This window comes from Lentzea fradiae (assembly GCF_900100955.1).
Taxonomy (GTDB): domain Bacteria; phylum Actinomycetota; class Actinomycetes; order Mycobacteriales; family Pseudonocardiaceae; genus Lentzea; species Lentzea fradiae.
In genome coordinates this window covers 23,240-40,936 of record NZ_FNCC01000024.1, presented here as the reverse complement: position 1 = coordinate 40,936, position 17,697 = coordinate 23,240, and the positions used below count along the sequence as shown (strand labels likewise).

At 69.9% G+C, this 17,697-nt stretch carries 12 protein-coding genes; 7 read left to right on the top strand and 5 right to left on the bottom strand.

All coding sequences use genetic code 11. From position 1 onward, the window contains the following. Positions 1 to 48: 48 nt before the first annotated feature. Positions 49 to 1,230 carry a threonine synthase gene (locus BLT23_RS37665; RefSeq protein WP_176947124.1) on the top strand — a complete coding sequence of 394 codons (1,182 nt, stop codon included), beginning with the start codon at positions 49 to 51 and terminating at the stop codon, positions 1,228 to 1,230. A gap of 8 nt (positions 1,231 to 1,238) precedes the next feature. Here BLT23_RS37665 and BLT23_RS37660 read toward each other — a convergent pair whose 3' ends face one another. The 3 genes from BLT23_RS37660 to BLT23_RS37650 all read right to left on the bottom strand — a co-directional run bounded on the left by BLT23_RS37660 (position 1,239) and on the right by BLT23_RS37650 (position 4,636). Beyond that, complete coding sequence (locus BLT23_RS37660; protein ID WP_176947123.1) at positions 1,239 to 2,027, bottom strand: HAD-IA family hydrolase; 789 nt, start codon at positions 2,025 to 2,027, stop codon at positions 1,239 to 1,241. After that, positions 2,009 to 2,848, bottom strand: a complete 840-nt coding sequence (locus tag BLT23_RS37655; protein ID WP_090059753.1) for a class II fructose-bisphosphate aldolase — start codon at positions 2,846 to 2,848, stop codon at positions 2,009 to 2,011. The genes BLT23_RS37660 and BLT23_RS37655 overlap by 19 nt, the downstream gene beginning before the upstream one ends. Positions 2,849 to 3,277: 429 nt before the next feature. Beyond that, positions 3,278 to 4,636: a M20/M25/M40 family metallo-hydrolase gene (locus BLT23_RS37650; RefSeq protein WP_245744571.1), complete on the bottom strand. Its 1,359-nt coding sequence runs from the start codon at positions 4,634 to 4,636 to the stop codon at positions 3,278 to 3,280. Between the two features lie 809 nt (positions 4,637 to 5,445). Here BLT23_RS37650 and BLT23_RS37645 point away from each other — a divergent pair. Together BLT23_RS37645 and BLT23_RS37640 are read left to right on the top strand one after the other, a co-directional pair. Then, positions 5,446 to 7,743, top strand: a complete 2,298-nt coding sequence (locus BLT23_RS37645; protein WP_245744570.1) for a beta-L-arabinofuranosidase domain-containing protein — start codon at positions 5,446 to 5,448, stop codon at positions 7,741 to 7,743. A 64-nt stretch (positions 7,744 to 7,807) separates the two neighbouring features. Next, a complete protein-coding gene (locus tag BLT23_RS37640; RefSeq protein ID WP_245744569.1) occupies positions 7,808 to 9,889 on the top strand; it encodes a family 43 glycosylhydrolase in 2,082 nt (693 codons plus the stop codon). A 50-nt stretch (positions 9,890 to 9,939) separates the two neighbouring features. Here the strand turns inward: BLT23_RS37640 and BLT23_RS41955 are convergent, their stop codons facing one another. Further along, positions 9,940 to 11,574, bottom strand: coding sequence for a glucuronyl esterase domain-containing protein (locus tag BLT23_RS41955; protein WP_090059749.1), 1,635 nt, complete (start codon positions 11,572 to 11,574; stop codon positions 9,940 to 9,942). Positions 11,575 to 12,113: 539 nt separating this feature from the next. Between BLT23_RS41955 and BLT23_RS37630 the strand changes: the two genes are divergently transcribed. The 3 genes from BLT23_RS37630 (at position 12,114) to BLT23_RS37620 (ending at position 15,744) form a co-directional block, all read left to right on the top strand. Continuing rightward, complete coding sequence (locus tag BLT23_RS37630; RefSeq protein ID WP_090059747.1) at positions 12,114 to 13,772, top strand: glycoside hydrolase family 27 protein; 1,659 nt, start codon at positions 12,114 to 12,116, stop codon at positions 13,770 to 13,772. A 104-nt stretch (positions 13,773 to 13,876) separates the two neighbouring features. Then, a complete protein-coding gene (locus tag BLT23_RS37625) occupies positions 13,877 to 14,914 on the top strand; it encodes a saccharopine dehydrogenase (RefSeq protein WP_090059745.1) in 1,038 nt (345 codons plus the stop codon). Between the two features lie 158 nt (positions 14,915 to 15,072). Further along, a complete protein-coding gene (locus BLT23_RS37620; RefSeq protein WP_090059743.1) occupies positions 15,073 to 15,744 on the top strand; it encodes a hypothetical protein in 672 nt (223 codons plus the stop codon). Between the two features lie 38 nt (positions 15,745 to 15,782). On the opposite strand, the gene BLT23_RS37615 is transcribed toward BLT23_RS37620, so the two are convergent. Then, positions 15,783 to 17,033 carry a DUF6357 family protein gene (locus BLT23_RS37615; RefSeq protein ID WP_090059741.1) on the bottom strand — a complete coding sequence of 417 codons (1,251 nt, stop codon included), beginning with the start codon at positions 17,031 to 17,033 and terminating at the stop codon, positions 15,783 to 15,785. 125 nt (positions 17,034 to 17,158) lie between these two features. Here BLT23_RS37615 and BLT23_RS37610 point away from each other — a divergent pair, with 125 nt between their 5' ends. Further along, the gene (locus tag BLT23_RS37610; RefSeq protein ID WP_090059739.1) at positions 17,159 to 17,683 is read left to right on the top strand and encodes a hypothetical protein; all 525 of its coding nucleotides are present in this window, start codon (positions 17,159 to 17,161) and stop codon (positions 17,681 to 17,683) included. Positions 17,684 to 17,697 lie beyond the last annotated feature (14 nt).

Here is a 17,697-nt window from a genome sequence, read left to right as displayed (position 1 = left end):
GGAAAAACATTTCAGTGGCGGTGCGGCACGTGTGGCCGCACTTTTCATTTGGACGCGGTCGACTACACGTGCACGACGTGCGGGGACGCGGGCGTCCTCGATCTGGAGATCGACCACGACCGCCTCCTCCGGGAGGACCACACGGCACGCCCGGTGGCGGGCGACCACTCGCTGTGGCGCTACCGCGCGCTGCTGCCCGTCACGCCGTCGGCCACCTGCCACAGCCGCACCTCCGGCTGGACGCCCCTGGTCCGCGCCGAGGGGCTGAGCGTCCTGGCCGGCGTCGGCGAGGTGTTCGTCAAGGACGACGGGCGCAACCCGAGCGCGTCGCTGAAGGACCGCGCGAGCGCCGTCGTCGTGGCCAGGGCCCTCGACACCGGCAGGCAGGTGGTCTGCGCGGCGAGCTCGGGCAACGCCGCCGCCGCACTGGCCGCGGCCGTGGCGGGCACGCCGCTGTCCGCGGTCGTGTTCGTCCCGGCCGGCGTGCCCCGCGGCAAGCTCGCGCAGCTGTGGGCCTACGGCGCCCGCGTGGTCCTCGCCGGTGGTGGCTACGGCCAGGCGGTCGAGGCCAGCAGGCTGGCGAGCACCCAGCGCGGCTGGTACTGCCGCAACACCGCCTACAACCCCTTCACCGCCGTGGGCAAGATGACCGTCGCGCTCGAGATCGCCGAGCAGCTGGGCGGCCTGGCGCCCGACGTGGTGCTGGTGCCGACCGGCGACGGCAACATCCTGGCCGCGGTGCACCGGGGGTTCGCCGACGCGACCGCGATGGGGTGGCTGGACCGCGTGCCGCGCCTCGTCGCGGTGCAGGCTCGTGGCGCGGACGCGCTTCACCGCGCGTGGGTGGCGGGGCTCGCCGCTCCCGTCACCGGGCCGGAGAACAGTCGTGCGGACAGCATCAACGTGGCGCTGCCACAAGACGGCGCCAGGGCGCTGCGGGCTGTTCGCGCGACCGGAGGCGGGATCGTCACCGTCCCGGACGACGAGCTCGCCCGCGGCGCGAGGACCTTGGCGACGCACAGCGGCGTGTTCGCCGAACCCGCCGCGGCGACCGTGGTGCCCGGTCTGCTGATCGCCCGCGAGGAAGGACTCGTGACCGCGTCCGACCGGGTCGTGCTGCTGAGCACCGGACACGGCCTGAAGGACTCCGGTCTCGTGGCCGAGGAGATGGGCGACCACGACGAGCTGGACCGCCTCACGCCCCTGGACGTCCAGGTGTCGGCGTTGTGAGTGCCGGGTCACCGGTGCACCACCGGCCCGGAACGGGCGGCGTCCAGCAAGGACGCGAGGTGGGCGACCGTCACGTGACCCGACCACTCCCCGGGAAGGCCGCGGACGGGCGGGCTCCCGGGCTCCCCCAGGTCAGACAGCACCGCCACCGCCGCCGTGAAGTCCTGCCCGGCGGTCGCCGGCGTGGTGGTGACCAGGCAGGTCAGCCCGGCGGTGACCGCCGCCCGCAGGCCGCGGTGCGAGTCCTCGACGGCCAACGCCCGGTGTGCGGGCACCCTCAACCTCGTCAACGCGCGCAGGTACCCCTCTGGGTCGGGTTTCTTGGTGGACACGTCGTCCCCGGTGACGACCACCAGGTCATCGGCGAGGTCCGCGAGCAACGTGCGGACGAAGCCGTGCACGGTGCGCGCGGTCCCCGAAGACACGACCGCGAGCGCCCAGCCCTCCTGCCGCGCCTCGCGCATGAGCCGGACGACACCGGGACGGGCCTGGACGCCACCGCGTTCGATGATGGCGGCCAGCAGCTCGGTCTTGCGGCGGTGCCAACGCTCCACAGTGGACCGCCAGTCGCCGAAGCGGGCCAGGGAGCCGACCGCGGCGAGGAAGTCGGGCGAACCGGCGAGCGCGGCGAGCCTCTCCCTGCCGCCCGCGGTGCGCAGGGCGGTGCGGTACTGGCCAGGAGTCCACTGCCAGGGAACGCCTTCCTCACGCCACACCTGGTTGAAAGCGGCCAGGTGACCGTCGATCTCGACGTCGACGAGCACACCGTCGCAGTCGATCAGCAGTGCGCGGTCCACGCCACCCCCCGCAGCCGGTCGATCCACTCCTGACCGACCGCGCGCACGCCACCGCGGATCGCCTCCAGGACGCGCAGCGGTTCGAAGGTGCCCGCCTCGACACCGATGGCACACGCTTGCCGGTAAGCGGTTTTCAGCGCGGTGGAGATGTTGACCTTCGCCACGCCCGCGGCCACGAGAGCGTTCAGGACGTCGCCCGTGGTACCGCTGCCACCGTGCAGGACAAGGGGAATGCGCACCGCCTCGGCCAGAGCGCGGGCGTAGGCGACGTCAACGTCGTTGGCGCAGCTGCGTTGTCCGTGCGCCGTGCCCAGCAGCGGCGCGACGCACACGACGCCGGTTTCCTCGACGAAACGCGCGTACTGCGCGATGTCGGTTTCCGTCCGAGGCGGTCTGTCCCCGGAAAGTCTTCCGATGGGCTCGAACTCGCCCTCCACATCACCGCCGAGCTCGTCGGCGGCGGCCACGACACGGCGAGTGGCGCGGATGGCGTCGGCGAAGTCCGTGGCCGAGGTGTCGAGCAGCACGGAGTCCCACCCGGCGGCCAGGCAGTCGATCGCGGTGTCCGGGGAGGGGCAGTGGTCCAGGTGGAGCGCGGCGTCGGCGCCCGTCGCCGTCCTCAGCAGACGGAAGCGCTCGGCGGTCCTGGCGAAACCCCAGAACTCGGCGACGCGCACGGACATCTGCACGACGACCGGGGCCTCGGAGACGCCGGCCGCGGTGAGGATGGCTTCCATCGAGTTGTCGTCGACGACGTTGAAGGCGGCAACGGCACCGCCACCGGCCCGTGCCCGGACCAACATCCGTTCGAGCTCACCCACCGCATCCCCCAAAGAAAATCGATCGACCCCACACGGGCGCAACTCGGCCCGGCCTCTCGTGAATCGCGATCGAAATTTTCCCTTGATACCGCCCCAGTGCAACGCACGAGGACGATAGCCATCGGAATATCCGCGCCGCAATAGGTCACGGTGAGAACATCGCGATCCGCCGACTTGTTGCAAACGGCCTGCAACAACTGACCCAAACGTTTTGCCCTTCCACGGACAGGACGCGGCCGCGCCACTCGAACATCGTTTGCACAGAACGGAATCAATCGCGCCCTAACACATCCAGCTGCGCAAACGCCAACCAGAACCTGTCCGCATGCACACCACTCCCCTCATTAACTATTGCCAGATTGGCAATGACCAATGAGGGGAAGTATGCGTAGTGTGATCCAGATCACTTCAGCTGACGCGTGGGGGAAACTATTGCGCCATCTCGGCGATTGCGAGTTGCACCGTTGCCGCAGCTATGATGCCGCGCCGAAACCAGTCCAGTTCCAAGTTCTCATTGGGCGCGTGGTTGCGCTCGTCCACGTTCGCGAACGGCACGCCATAACACGGCACGCCCAGCACGTCGGTGAACGGCGCGATGGGCAGGCTGCCGCCGAGCGCGGGCAGCAACACCGGAGGCTCGCCCAGCCCGACCTCCGCGCCACGCATGACCGCGTCCGTCCACCGGGTCTCGGGCAACGTGCGGGACGGCTGCATCGCCGCGCCTTCCACGAACTCCACGTCGGGCGCGTGCTTGGCCAAGTGCGCCCGGATCGCCGCGAACACCTCCTCCGCGCGCTGCCCACCCACCAACCGCATGTCGCACCGGGCGACCGCCACGTTCGGGATGACCGTGCGGTGCTCAGGGGTGTCCTCGCACGTCAGCGAGTTGATCGTGAACGTGGGCGAGGTCAGCCGCTCCTGGAAGCTCGGCCCGTGCGGCGGCTCCATGGCCGTGACACCGATGCCGGCCAGCACTTCGGGAACGTCCACCGGCACCCGCGCCAACGCGTCCCGCTCTCCCGCGGTGAGCGGTTCGGCGCGGTCGGCGACACCGTCCACCAGGATGCGGCCGTCGCGGTCGCGCATGGACGCGAGCACGTGCACCAGCCGCCACGCCGGGTTCGGCGCGACCCCGCCCCAGTTGCCCGAGTGCAGCACCTCGGTCGCACCACGCACACGCAACTCGAACGCCGCGACCCCACGCACACCCAGCATCACCGCGGCGCGTCCGGACTCGTGCACCGGCCCGTCACTCCACACCACGAGATCCGGCGGGTCGGCGGCAAGCCGATCCGTCAGCACCTGAGCCAGGTTGGGGCTGCCGATCTCCTCCTCGCCGTCGAGCAGCACGGTCACCCGGCACGGCAGGCCACCGAGTTCCCGCAACGCCCGCAGCCCCAGCAACTGCGCCAGGTGCTGTCCCTTGTTGTCCCCGGTGCCGCGGCCGTAGATGCGGCCATCGCGGAAATCCGGGCTGAACGGCGGACTCAGCCACTCGTGCAAAGGTCCCGCGGGCTGCACGTCGTAGTGCCCGTAAATCAGCACGTGCGGCGCCCCCGGTGGTCCGGGCGCGGTACCGAGCAACACCGGCCACCCGGCAGTCGGAACGACCTCGGCGGTCAACCCGCTTCGCCGCACCAGCTCGGCCCCGTGTTCCGCCGCCTCCCGCATGCCCTCACCAGTGCGGCTCACACTGGGCTGAGCCACCCACGCCGCCAGTTCGGCCAGCAGCTCGCCGTCCCGTTCACGAACCCAGGCGCCGACCCGTGCCGCGAGCTCTTCCATCATTCCCCCGTTGAATTCGAAGTCATCGCATTCAACGGCAGTCAAGCAAACGTCTCATCGATCCGACAATCACCCGCCCCGCCCGACGGGCCGCGCGGTCGGCTGATCCCGGCCGAGGACCATGAACGTCCACACAGGACCGCGCGGCACTGATCCCACGGGAACAGTCCTGAGTGGACGTACGCGCGCACCCGCACGCGTCGCCCGTGGTCGTCGCAGGAAGCACGGCCGAGGGGACCACCAGCCACACCGGCCCGCTGTGAACACCCCACTGATGTTCACGCTCACATCATGATGTCGAACGCATTCGAAACCAACGACCCATATGGAGTAAGTTTGAGGCAAGTTCCTTCGATGACAACGATCATCTCCCCGACCTCGAAGTGCGCTGACACCGAGATCGAGCCAAGTTAACGTTCACATCGCCCGGGCGGACGGCCGTTGACGACAGGTCTTTCCCGTGGCTACATTGGCCGAAGCTCAGGCCAGCCGAGGAAGTTTCCGCTCAAGGCATTCCCACGCCGCCACAATCGTCCACAGTGTACTTTGCCGCACGCTGAGGACGACGGATCACGCTTCGCCGGGAGGTTTCACGCACTGGGACTCGGCTCGCTGCCTGGTGGACCGCCGCAGGTCCACGACACAGGCAGGCGGGTCACCCCCGGCGCGGAGCTTCCCCTGCCGCAGTCCGGCAGGCCGACCGGTTCATGCCGCACCGGTCGGCCTGCCTCCCCTTACCGACCTCACCCGCCGGCCTCGACGGCGGCGGGCTTTCCGAGCACCGGGAGTAGCCACCCATGTCGTCCTCACCGTTGAGCCGACGCACGCTCCTCCGCGCCACCGGCATCGCCGCCGCGGCCACCGCCGTTCCGGGACTGGCGCCGGGCATCGCCAGTGCGGCCTCCGTGCCGCCCGCGCGCGGCGACCTCGGCGTGTCCGCCCACCCGTTCGACCTCGGGGAGGTGCGCCTGAGCGCGGGACGCTGGCAGGACAACCAGAGCCGGACGCTGTCCTACCTGCGGTTCGTGGACGTCGACCGGTTGCTCTACAACTTCCGCGCCAACCACCGCCTGTCGACGCAGGGCGCGGCCGCGCTGGGCGGGTGGGAGGCGCCGAACTTCCCCTTCCGCACCCACAGCCAGGGTCACTTCCTCAGCGCGTGGGCGCAGGCGTGGGCCGTGCTCGGCGACACGACGTGCCGCGACCGGGCCAACCACATGGTGGCCGAGCTGGCCAAGTGCCAGGCGAACAACTCCGCGGCCGGCTTCAACACCGGGTACCTGTCGGGGTTCCCGGAGTCCGACCTCGACGCGATGGAGGCGGGTTCACCCAAGGCGGTGTCGTACTACGCGCTGCACAAGACCCTGGCCGGTCTGCTGGACGTGTGGCGCCACATCGGCAACACGCAGGCCCGCGACGTGCTGCTGCGCTTCGCCGGCTGGGTCGACTGGCGCACCGGGAGGTTGTCCTACAGCACGATGCAGCGAGTGCTGGGCACGGAGTTCGGCGGCATGAACGCGGTGCTCACCGACCTGTACCAGCAGACGGGCGACTCCCGCTGGCTGACGGCGGCGCAGCGGTTCGACCACGCCGCCGTGTTCGACCCGCTGGCGGCCAACCAGGACCGGCTCGCCGGGTTGCACGCCAACACGCAGGTGCCCAAGTGGATCGGCGCGGCGCGCGAGTACAAGGCCACCGGGACCACCCGCTACCGCGACATCGCCCTCAACGCCTGGAACTTCACCGTCGGCGCGCACACCTACGTCATCGGCGGCAACAGCCAGGCCGAGCACTTCCGCGCCCCGAACGCCATCGCCGCATACCTCAACACCGACACGGCCGAGGCGTGCAACACCTACAACATGCTCAAGCTGACGCGCGAGCTGTGGCTGCTGGACCCGGACCGTGCCGCCTACTTCGACTTCTACGAGCGCGCCCTGCTCAACCACCTGCTCGGGCAGCAGAACCCCTCCGACCCGCACGGCCACATCTGCTACTTCACCGGCCTGAACCCCGGCCACCGGCGCGGCAACACGGGACCCGCCTGGGGCGGCGGCAACTGGAGCACCGACTACACCACCTTCTGGTGCTGCCAGGGCACGGCGCTGGAGGTCAACACGTCGCTGGCGAACTCGATCTACTTCCACAACGGCACCACGCTGACGGTGAACCTCTACACGCCGTCGGTGCTGACCTGGACGCAGCGGGGCATCACGGTCACGCAGACCACCGGCTACCCGGCCTCCGACACCACCTCGCTGACCGTGACCGGCAGCGTCGGCGGGTCGTGGACGATGCGCCTGCGCATCCCGGCCTGGGCGACCGGCGCGACGGTCAGCGTCAACGGCACGGCGCAGGGCATCGCCACGACGCCGGGCACCTATGCGAGCCTCACCCGCTCGTGGACCTCCGGCGACACGGTCACGGTCCGCCTGCCCATGCGGCCCGTGGTGCAGCCCGCCAACGACAACCCCGGCGTCGTCGCGATCACCTACGGACCCGCAGTGCTGGCCGGCAACTACGGCAACACCACCCTGAGCAGGCTGCCCTCCCTCGACGTCGCCTCCATAACCCGCACCAGCACCTCGACGCTGGCGTTCACCGCGAGGGCCAACGGCGCGACCGTGAACCTCGGCCCGTTCCACGACGCCCACGGTTACAACTACACCGTCTACTGGAGCACGGGCGGCGAAAGCTACCGGTTGGTGAACGTCGGAAGCGGGCTGGTCCTGGGCATCCAGGACATGTCGACCACCGACGGCGGCCTGGCGCTGCAATGGGGCGACACCGGCACGGCCGACCACAACTGGCAGATGGTCCCCGACGGGACCAACGTGCGCTTCCGCAACGTCCACAGCGGCAAGGTCCTCGGCGTGGAGAACATGTCCACCGCCGACAACGCCCGCGTGCTCCAGTGGTCCGACACGGGCACCGCCGACCACAGGTGGACCTTGGTGGACAACGGCGACGGCACCCACAAGATCCGCAACGTCCACAGCGGCAAGCTGCTCGGCATCCTCAACGGCTCCACCGCCTGGGGCGCGCAGGCGGTCCAGGACTCCGACAACGGCTCGGCGGACAACCGCTGGCGGCTGGTGCGCAACACGTAGCGCCGTCCCCGCGACCGTGGCAACTCGTCCGTGTCGGCTGTCCCGCAGAGTAAGGAGCACCTCCGTGAAAGAACGATCCTCCGCTCGACGGCGCCGGGTCACCGGCGCCCTCGCCGCCGCCGTCATCACGTTCCTCGGCACCGTGATGGCCGCGCTCGCCGGCACTCCGAGCTCGGCGGCGACGGTCGACACGAGCGCGTGGTACGTCCTGGTCAACCGCAACAGCGGCAAGGCGCTGGACGTCTACAACCTGGCCACCGACGACGGCGCGCGGATCACCCAGTGGACCCGCAACGACGGCAACAACCAGCAGTGGCAGTTCGTCGACTCCGGCGGCGGCTACTACCGCCTCAAGTCGCGCCACTCCGGCAAGGTGCTCGACGTCTACAACTTCTCCACCGCCGACGGCGCGAACGTCGTCCAGTGGGCCGACGGCAACGGTTCCAACCAGCAGTTCCGCCTGGCCGACTCCGACGGCGGCCACGTCCGCCTGATCAACCGCAACAGCAACAAGGCCGTCGAGGTCCAGAACGCGTCCACCGCAGACGGCGCCAACATCGTGCAGTACTCCGACTGGGGCGGCACCAACCAGCAGTGGCAGCTCGTCCGCGTCGGCGGGGGAACCACGACCACCACGACGACCCCGGCACCGGGCGGGCAGTACACCAACCCGGTGGTGTGGCAGGACTTCGCCGACGTCGAGGTCATCCGGGTCGGGGACGCCTACTACATGACCGCCTCCACCATGCACTACTCCCCCGGCGCGCCGATCCTGCGCTCCTACGACCTGGTCAACTGGGAGTTCGCGGGCCACTCCGTGCCCTCGCTGGACTTCGGCAGCAAGTACGACCTGACCAACGACCAACGCGCGTACGTCAAGGGCATCTGGGCGTCGACCTTGCAGTACCGGCCGAGCAACCGCACCTACTACTGGGCCGGGTGCATCGAGTTCAACGACACCTACATCTACACCGCGCCCAGCGTCGAGGGGCCGTGGAACCGGCACGCCCAGCTCGACCAGTGCTACTACGACGCGGGCATGCTCATCGACGACAACGACACCATGTACGTCGCCTACGGCAACGGCACCATCAGCGTCGCCCAGCTGTCCGCCGACGGCCGCAGCCAGGTCCGCGCGCAGCAGGTGTTCCAGACCCCGTCGAACATCGGAACCCTTGAGGGAGCGCGCTTCTACAAGCGCAACGGCAGCTACTACATCTGGCTGACCCGGCCCGCCAACGGCCAGTACGTGCTCAAGGCGAGCAACCCGTTCGGCCCCTACACCCTGCGCCAGGTCCTGCTCGACCTGCCGGGGCCGATCTCCGGCGGCGGCGTGCCCCACCAGGGCGGCCTGGTCCAGACGCAGAACGGGTCCTGGTACTACATGTCGTTCGTCGACGCCTACCCCGGCGGCCGCGTCCCGGCCCTCGCCCCGATCACCTGGACCGCGGACGGCTGGCCGACGTTGCAGACGGTCAACGGCCGATGGGGCGTCAACTACCCCTCGCCGCTGCCCACGCGCCCGGTCACACCGCTCACCGGGACCGACACCTTCGCGGGCACGACGCTGGGCCCGCAGTGGGAGTGGAACCACGACCCCGACACCAGCCGGTACTCGGTGAACAACGGGCTGACGTTGCAGACGGCCACGGTCACCAACGACCTGTACGCCGCGCGCAACACCCTCACCCACCGCATCCAGGGACCGACCTCCACCGCCACCATCGAACTGGACTACAGCACGATGCGCGACGGCGACCGGTCCGGTCTCGCCATGCTGCGCCAGTCCTCCGCCTGGATCGGCGTCAAACGCGACAACGGCCAGACACGCGTGTCCATGACCACCGGCCTGGCCATGGACAGCAACTGGCGCACCACCAGCACCGGCAGCGAAGCCGCGAGCGCCGCGATCAGCGGTGGCCGGGTGTGGCTGCGGATCAACGCCGACATCCAACCCGGCGCCAACCGCGTCGCCCGCTTCTCCTACAGCACCGACGGCACGAACTTCACCGCGCTCGGGCCGAGCTTCACCCTCAACAACACCTGGCAGTTCTTCATGGGCTACCGCTTCGGCATCTTCAACCACGCCACCCAGGCCCTGGGCGGAGCGGTCACCGTCCGCAAGTTCGACCTGTCGACACCATGACCTCGCGGCCCGTCCCGGTGCGGGGCCGCCGCCCCGCACCGGGACCGACCTCAGGCGGCCGAGCAGGTGGGGGACATCCCCGCACCGCTGCCGGTGGCCTGGTAGCCGAACTCGACCGACTGGCCGGCCGGGACGGAGCCGTTGAAAGCGACGTTCGTGAAGTCGACCGCCCCGGAGCTCCCGCTGCGGTTGACGTTCCAGGCGTTGGTGATGCCCGCTCCCGAAGGCAGGGTCATCGAGACCTTCCAGCCGCTGAGCGGTGCGGAACCCGCGGTGACCTTGACGGTGGCGACGAAGCCGCCGGTCCACTGGTTGAGGGCCACGGACGCCGTGCAACCTCCCGGCTGTGTCGTGGTCGTGGTCGTAGTCGTCGTGGTGGTGCTGGTCGTGGTGGTGGTGGTGGACGTGGTGGTCGTCGTGGTCGGTCCGTCGGAGAGGGTGGGGGTGGTCCAGTCACGCCACTGGGACAGGTTGCCGGTGGCGCTGCTGTGCATCTGGATGGAACCGGTGTAGCTGCCCGAGTTGCGCAGGAACTTGGCGATGTTCTGCTGGAGCGGGGCGGTCCACTCCGGACGGTTGGCGCAGTGGCTGCCGTTGGAGACGTTGGAGTGGTAGGTGATGTTGCCGCCCGCGCCCAGCGCCTTGTAGACCTCCGCGCCTCCCAGCGCCGCCACGGACGCCGAACGGGGCCCGAGGTTGGCGATGTGCGGGTTGTCCATGACGAACAGGCCGCGAGGGGCGACCATGGCCACCAGCTGGTGGGTGTCGACGGGCAGGGCGGCGGGGTTGCCGGTGAAGGAGCCGAACGCGTCACCGAACCAGGGTTGCTCGCCGTAGGCGCTGCTCAGGCTTTGCGCACCTTCTCCCGGGACGCCCCGGTAGATCGGCACGCCCGCGGTGCCCGACTCGATCGGCATGGTCAGGCCGATGCGCTGGTCGAGGACACCGGCGATGAAGGCGCCCTTGCCGAACCGCGAGCACCCGGTCACACCGGTCGCGTCGGCCTTCAGGACGGTGCCCCCGCTGGACTCGATGACGTCGATGATCCGGCTCACGCCCCAGGCCCAAGCGGCGAGCAGCCCGGTGGAGCTGGTGTTGCCGTACAGGGTGTAGAAGGCGCCCTGCTTGTTGCCGCGCCCGGTGCCCTCCTGGCCCACCGCGTACGGGTCGTAGCTGATCACCGCGGCACCGGCGGCCCTGATGGTGGCGGTGTCCGCGCCGAACCCGCCGTAGACCACCACCGCGGGGAACGGGCCGGTGCCGCTGGGCAGCTGCACGCTCGCCGAGAAGGTGGCGCTGCGGCCGTTGTGCGAGACGTTCACGGTGATGCGGTCGCTGGAGACAGTGCCAGTGACACCGGTCGGCTTGGCGGGCTTGTCACCGAGGACGTGGCGCTCGGCCAGCTCCCGGATCTCCGCCCGCCGGCACCGCCAGTCGGACTTCGAGGTGATGCGGGTGCCGTCGATCCGGGTGAACGGATCGGGCAACCGCGAGTTCGAGGGCGTGGATCCGGGCAGCGTCACCTGGCAACCGGCGCCGTCGTCCTCCACCGCCGCGACGGTCACGGCGGCCTCGGCGGGGGCTGTCCGGGTGAGCGCGATCGCCGATCCGGCGAGCGTGAGCGACGCCGCCGCGAGCGCGACGGCTGTCCAACGGGTGCGGAGGCGGCTTGAACTGCCGGTCACTGAGCACTCCTTCGGGTGGAGAGAGGCGGACGCGGCGACGGAAATCAATTCGAGAACTGAAGTTTCAGGCACGACCCGGAAACCGTCAACGGAACCACGGACTTTTGCGCTGTCGGGACCATCCGCGCACTGGTCCACTCGGGGCGGCCACCCCGAGTCCGGCCACCACCGCCAGTCCCGCACGACTTTGCCGCTTTAACGCTCACATTCACAGCGCTCCTTTACGAACCAATCCCCAGCCAGGACCCGAACGAGGCAAGACCGCAGCTTGACCAGCGGCTACTCCCAGCAAGAAGCACCAAATGAACGGTTCGCACCGGCGTGCCGCAGCGACCACTCGCCGAGTCGTCAATCCGGCCGGACATTGACAGACGGGCATCCGATCCGGGAAAGTCGTATTCCGCGAATTGTTAGCGCTAACGTTGCGATCGAATCGAATTCGACACCCTCCGTCCGGTCGATCATCGAAGGTGTCGAATTGTGTCCGCCGCAGCGGAAAAACCGGCAACGGTGCCAGACCACATCGACGAAGGAACGCCATGACCCGATCACCCCTGTCTCCCCACCGCAGGCGGTTCGCCGCGCTGCTGGCAGCCGCCGCCCTGGCGGTCGCCGGTGCGGTCACCGCGACGACCACCGCCGCCGCTCCGGCCCAGGCCCTGGAGAACGGCGTGGCCCGCACCCCGCCGATGGGCTGGAACACGTGGAACACGTTCGGCTGCAACATCAGCGAGCAGCTGATCCGGCAGACCGCCGACGCCATGGTCGCCAACGGCATGGCCGCACGGGGCTACCAGTACGTGGTGGTCGACGACTGCTGGTTCGACCCCGAGCGGGACTCCCAGGGCAACCTCCGCGCGCACCCCACCCGCTTCCCCAGCGGGATGAAGGCGCTCGGGGACTACCTGCACGGCAAGGGCCTGAAGTTCGGCCTCTACCAGGTGCCGGCGGCCAAGACGTGCGCGCAGTACTTCAACGCCTTCCCCGGATCCACCGGGAGCAAGGGCCACGAGGAGCAGGACGCGCGCCAGTTCGCCGCGTGGGGCGTGGACTACCTCAAGTACGACTGGTGCTCGCCGCAGGGCTCGATCGACGACCAGGTCAGGGACTTCGCGAAGATGCGGGACGCGCTGGCCGCCACCGGCAGGCCGATCGTCTACAGCATCAACCCCAACAGCATCCACGCCAAGACCGGCCCTCTGCGCGACTGGGGCGACGTCGCGAACATGTGGCGCACCACCGAGGACATCACCAACCGGTGGGACACCGGCAGTGACGGCAACTCGTTCATGGGCGTCAAGAACATCATCGACTGGACCGTCCCGCTCGCCTCGTACGCCCGGCCCGGCGGCTTCAACGACCCCGACATGATGGAGGTCGGCAACGGGGGCATGACCGACACCGAGCAGCGCAGCCACTTCGCCATGTGGGCGGTCATGGCCTCACCCCTGATCGCGGGCAACGACGTGCGCAACGCGTCCGCGGCCACCCTGAGCATCCTCAACAACAGCGACCTGATCGCGGTCAACCAGGACCCCCTGGGCCTGCAAGGCGTCCAGGTCTCCTCCGACGGCACCCGGCGCGTGCTCGCCAAGCGGCTCGCCAACGGCGACGTGGCGGTGGCCATGCTGAACCAGGGCAACAGCACCACGACCATCTCGACGACCGCGAGCACCATCGGCAAGTCCGGGAGCTCCTTCACCCTGCGCGACCTCTGGACGGGAGCGACCTCGACGAGCACGGGCACGATCTCGGCGAGCGTCCCCGCCCACGGCACCGCGGTGTTCCGGGTGAGCGGCGGCGGCAACACCCCGCTGCCCACGACCTTCGCGCTGCGCAGCGCGTCGGCCGGCCGGTGCGTGGACGCGCCCGAGAGCTCCACCGCCAACGGCACCCAACCGGTGATCTGGGACTGCCACGGCGCCGCCAACCAGCGGTTCACGCAGAGCGGCAACACCTTGCAGCTGCTCGGCAAGTGCCTGGAGACGCCCACCAACGCCACCGCAGGCACGAAGGTCCAGCTGTGGGACTGCAACGGCGGCACGCACCAGCAGTGGACTCTCAACGGCAACGGCACGATCAGCAACACGCGAAACGGGTTGTGCCTGGACGTCAACAACAACGGCACGGCGAACAACACGGCGGTGATCGTCTGGACCTGCCATGACGGCGCCAACCAGCGGTGGACCCGAGTCTGACCGGGACTCGCGTGTGGACCCCGGGCACTCCGAGTGCCCGGGGTCCTCGTCGTCCCGCCGCCGTGCCGGGCGGGTGATCGGCCGCTACCGCTACCTTCCACGGCATGACGGTTGAACTGTGGATGCGCAGCGAGGTGCGGGCAACGGAACGCCGCGCGCCGATCACGCCCGCCGACGCCGCCGCGCTCGTGCGCGAGGGCTTCGCCGTGACGGTCGAGGAGTCGGCGCAACGCGTGCACCCGATCGAGGAGTACGCCGCCGCGGGCTGCACCGTGGCGGAGACGGGCAGCTGGGTCGACGCGCCGCGCGACGCCGTCGTGGTCGGGCTCAAGGAACTGCCGGACCAGCCGGCCGAGCTGCGGCACCGGCACGTGTTCTTCGGCCACGCCTACAAGCAGCAGGAGGGCGCGGAACGGCTGCTGCGCCGGTTCGACGCGGGCGGCGGCGTGCTGCTCGACCTGGAGTACCTCACCGACGACTCGGGCAGGCGGCTGGCGGCGTTCGGCTACTGGGCGGGCTACGTGGGCGCGGCACTGGCCGTGCTGCACCACCGCGGCGAGCTGGACGCGCCGCTGCGGCCGACGTCCGTCCCCGACCTGGACGCGCGGCTGTCCGGCGGCGACCCGATGAGCGCCATCGTGATCGGTGCGCTGGGACGGTGCGGCCGTGGCGCGGACCGCGCCCTGACGGCGGCGGGCGTCACGCCGACGCGCTGGGACGTCGCCGAGACGCGCGACCTGGACCGCCCGGCGCTGCTGCGGCACGAGCTCATGGTCAACACGGTGCTCACGTCCGCGCCAGTGCCACCGTTCCTGCGTCCCGCCGACCTCGACGCACCGGAACGCGCGCTGCGAACGGTGTGCGACGTGACGTGCGACGTCGGCTCGCCGTTCAACGTCCTGCCGATCTACGACAGCACGACGAGCTGGGAGCAGCCCGCGCGGACGTTGCGCGACGAGCCGCCGCTGGACCTCATCGCGATCGACAACCTGCCGTCGCTGGTGCCGCTGGAGGCCACCGAAGCGTTCTCCGCGGACCTGTTGCCGCTGCTGCGGGACCTGCCGCGAGCGACCTCGCCCTGGCAGCGGTGCGAGCGGCTGTTCCACGACACCGTGGCCTCGGTGAAGGAAGCGTCCCGCTGACCGTTCCTCCGCCGGACGGGTGGGCTGGAACGGCACGGGCCTGCCCGCCCGCAACACGAACGGGCACAACGGTTGCTCCGTTCGCTGCACGACGAGGGCTGAACAGGTGTCCTTGGCAAGCGGGAGCCCACACCGGTCCGGCGGAGTAGAACACCCGTATGCGTGAGCTGAAGCCGTTCGGGCTGCTGTGCGCGGGCGTGGTCGTGCTGGTCGTGTGCTGGCTGGTGGCGTTCGCGACGCTCGCGGTCCTCATCCTTCAGCCCAGTGGTGCCCTGTGGGCGTTGCTCGGCATTCCGCTCGTGGCGGCTCTGCTGCTGTTCGGCTTCGTCCTGGCGTTCGAGTTCGTGGAGGAACTGGAGCCCTCTGACGGAGGCATGACCGCCAACGCGCTCATCGCGTTCTTCTTCGCCGCTCTCGCAGCTCTGTTCGTGGGCGGCACCACCACGTACTTCTCCGGTGCGCAGATCTACCACGCGCACTTCGGCGCACCGGCCGAGGCTGTTGTCACCTACATCGCGCCGATGAACAACGAGAGCGGCGGCGTGACGGGCTGGTCCTACTACGTGGACGACGCCGCTACCGGACAGGACCTCGGGCGTCTGGCGGCTTACCCCGCGACCGAGACGGCCGAGGGTGGCCGCCTCACCGTGTCCGTCGATCCCAGCGGCTGGATGCGCCCCGTTCCCGCCGACCGTCTGGGCTGGACCACCGTGCCGTCCGCGATCCTCTTGTCCTGCGCCGGTGTCGTGGCCCTCGGCGGTCTCGTCTCCGTCGCGACAGGGTTCGGAGTGTGGCTGAGAAAACGCGCTCAGCGAAGTCCATCGGCGTGATCGCGCCCGTTCGGGCCGCACAGGAGACCTGCCGCCGTTCAGGCCCAGTTGCCGAGCTCCGCGTCGATGCGGGGATCGGTGCGGACCCACACCTCACCGGTGGCGGCCCCCGGCGGGGTGTCGACGCGTTCGAGCCCCAGCGTCCGCACCAGTTCCAGGAGGTCGTCGCGGGCCGCTCCCGCCTCCTCCACCGTGCGGCTGTCGAACAGGACGTAGTGCACGTCCCACCGGTCGTTGTAGCCGGTGTCGGCCCAGATCTTGCAGAACCTGGTCAACGCCTCGCGGTCGAGTGGCGCGGCCTCTGCCTCGTCCGGTGCGAGGGCCTTCGCCATGTCCTCCTGGCTCCACCGCGCCCCTGCCTCCGCGAGCACCTCGGGGGTGAGTTCTCGCGCCGCGAGGAAGTGGTCGAGCAGCCGGGTGACGCCGGTGGCCTCGATGTCCAGCCCGTCCTCCTCCAGGCGCGTCACCAGGCCGTCCGCCATCGCACACGGACCGGAGAAGGTGAAGATCCCGGTGGCGGCCACCAAGGTACCGCCGTCGGGATGCGGGATGTTGAACGTCGTGTCCGTTGCAGGTACGTCCTTCACCAGGGCGAGGAGGTCCGCCGGGACGCCATCGTACAGCGCCGCGTGCGCATGAGTGTCCTTTGTGGACACAAGAGGGCTGGAACGGTCGTACGTCAGCACCAGGCCGCGGCCTTCGGCGGTGAACCAGGCGTTGACGGTGTTGCCGGTGCCGTAGCCGTAGTGGGTGACGCCAGAGACCGTGACCGGCTCGCGGCCGTCGACCCGGGTCAGGATTTCGAGGCGGCGGCGCAGTTCTCGTGGGTGGGTCCGTCGCAGGACGGACCTGTCGAACTCGGATCGGATGCCCTCGTCACGAGACCGCGCCTGGGTCGCGTTGCGCAGGGCCGTGACTCGTTGCTCGCGGAAGGCCGCTCGGGCCTGCAAGAAGGTCTCGGCGTCCGGCAGCCACGGGCCGTGCGGGTCGAGTGCGGTGAAGCCGCCGCGGGCGAACTCGGCCGCCAGGGTGCGGTGGTCGCCGCTCCCCGTGACGACGCGGTACTCGGTGCGCCCGTCCTGCCACCCCTTGACCCGGCAGATCGCGCCGATGTCCTTCAGGAACATCAGCGCCTCTTCGGCTGCCATGTCCATCATGCCGAACGACGTGTTGTCCGCGGCTTGGTGGCGGGCGACGAACTCCAGGAAACCGTTCTCGGCGGACTGGTCCCCGCCGGGGAGCCACTCCTGCTCGTTGTCCTTGTCGTCGCTGAAGGTCAGCGGTCTCATCGCCCGTCCTCGCTGTCGTGTGCGGGTCCCCGGAGCCACGTCGCTTTCCGGCCCGCACAGCTGACGATATAGGTCGCGGCACGAGACCACGGATAGGTCGCCCGCAGCCGGGTACTCGAAGCGGCATGATGAAACGCGCGTTGTGGGAAGGGCTGGTCGCCGGTGCCGCCGGGGTGGTGGTGATGACGCTGGGAGAGAAGCTGGAACAGCGCCTGACCGGCCGCCCCGACTCCCACGTGCCGGCACGGGTGCTGCAACGGCTCACCGGGATGCGGGAACGGCCGGGTGGTCGGCAGCCGGTGCCGGTCAACCTGGCGATGCACTTCGGCCAAGGCGTGCTGCTCGGCGTGGTGCGCTCGGTCATGGCGCACGCCGGGCTGCGAGGGCCGTGGTCCTCGGCGAAGTTCACCGTCGTCCGGGTGACCAACGACCAGATCCTGGAGAACGCCACCGGCGTCGGCGCCCCGCCGCCGACCTGGCCCCGCCGTGAGCTGGCGGTGGACCTGCTGCACAAGTCCGTCTACGCCTTCGCCACCGGTGTCGTCGCCGACGCCCTGGCCGCCCGCTCGGGTCCCGGGCCCGGACAGCGCCACGCCTCGATGCGGCCCGGCCGCCAGGCAGGCGTCGGACCACTGCCCCGCACCCGGTGACCCGACGCACAACC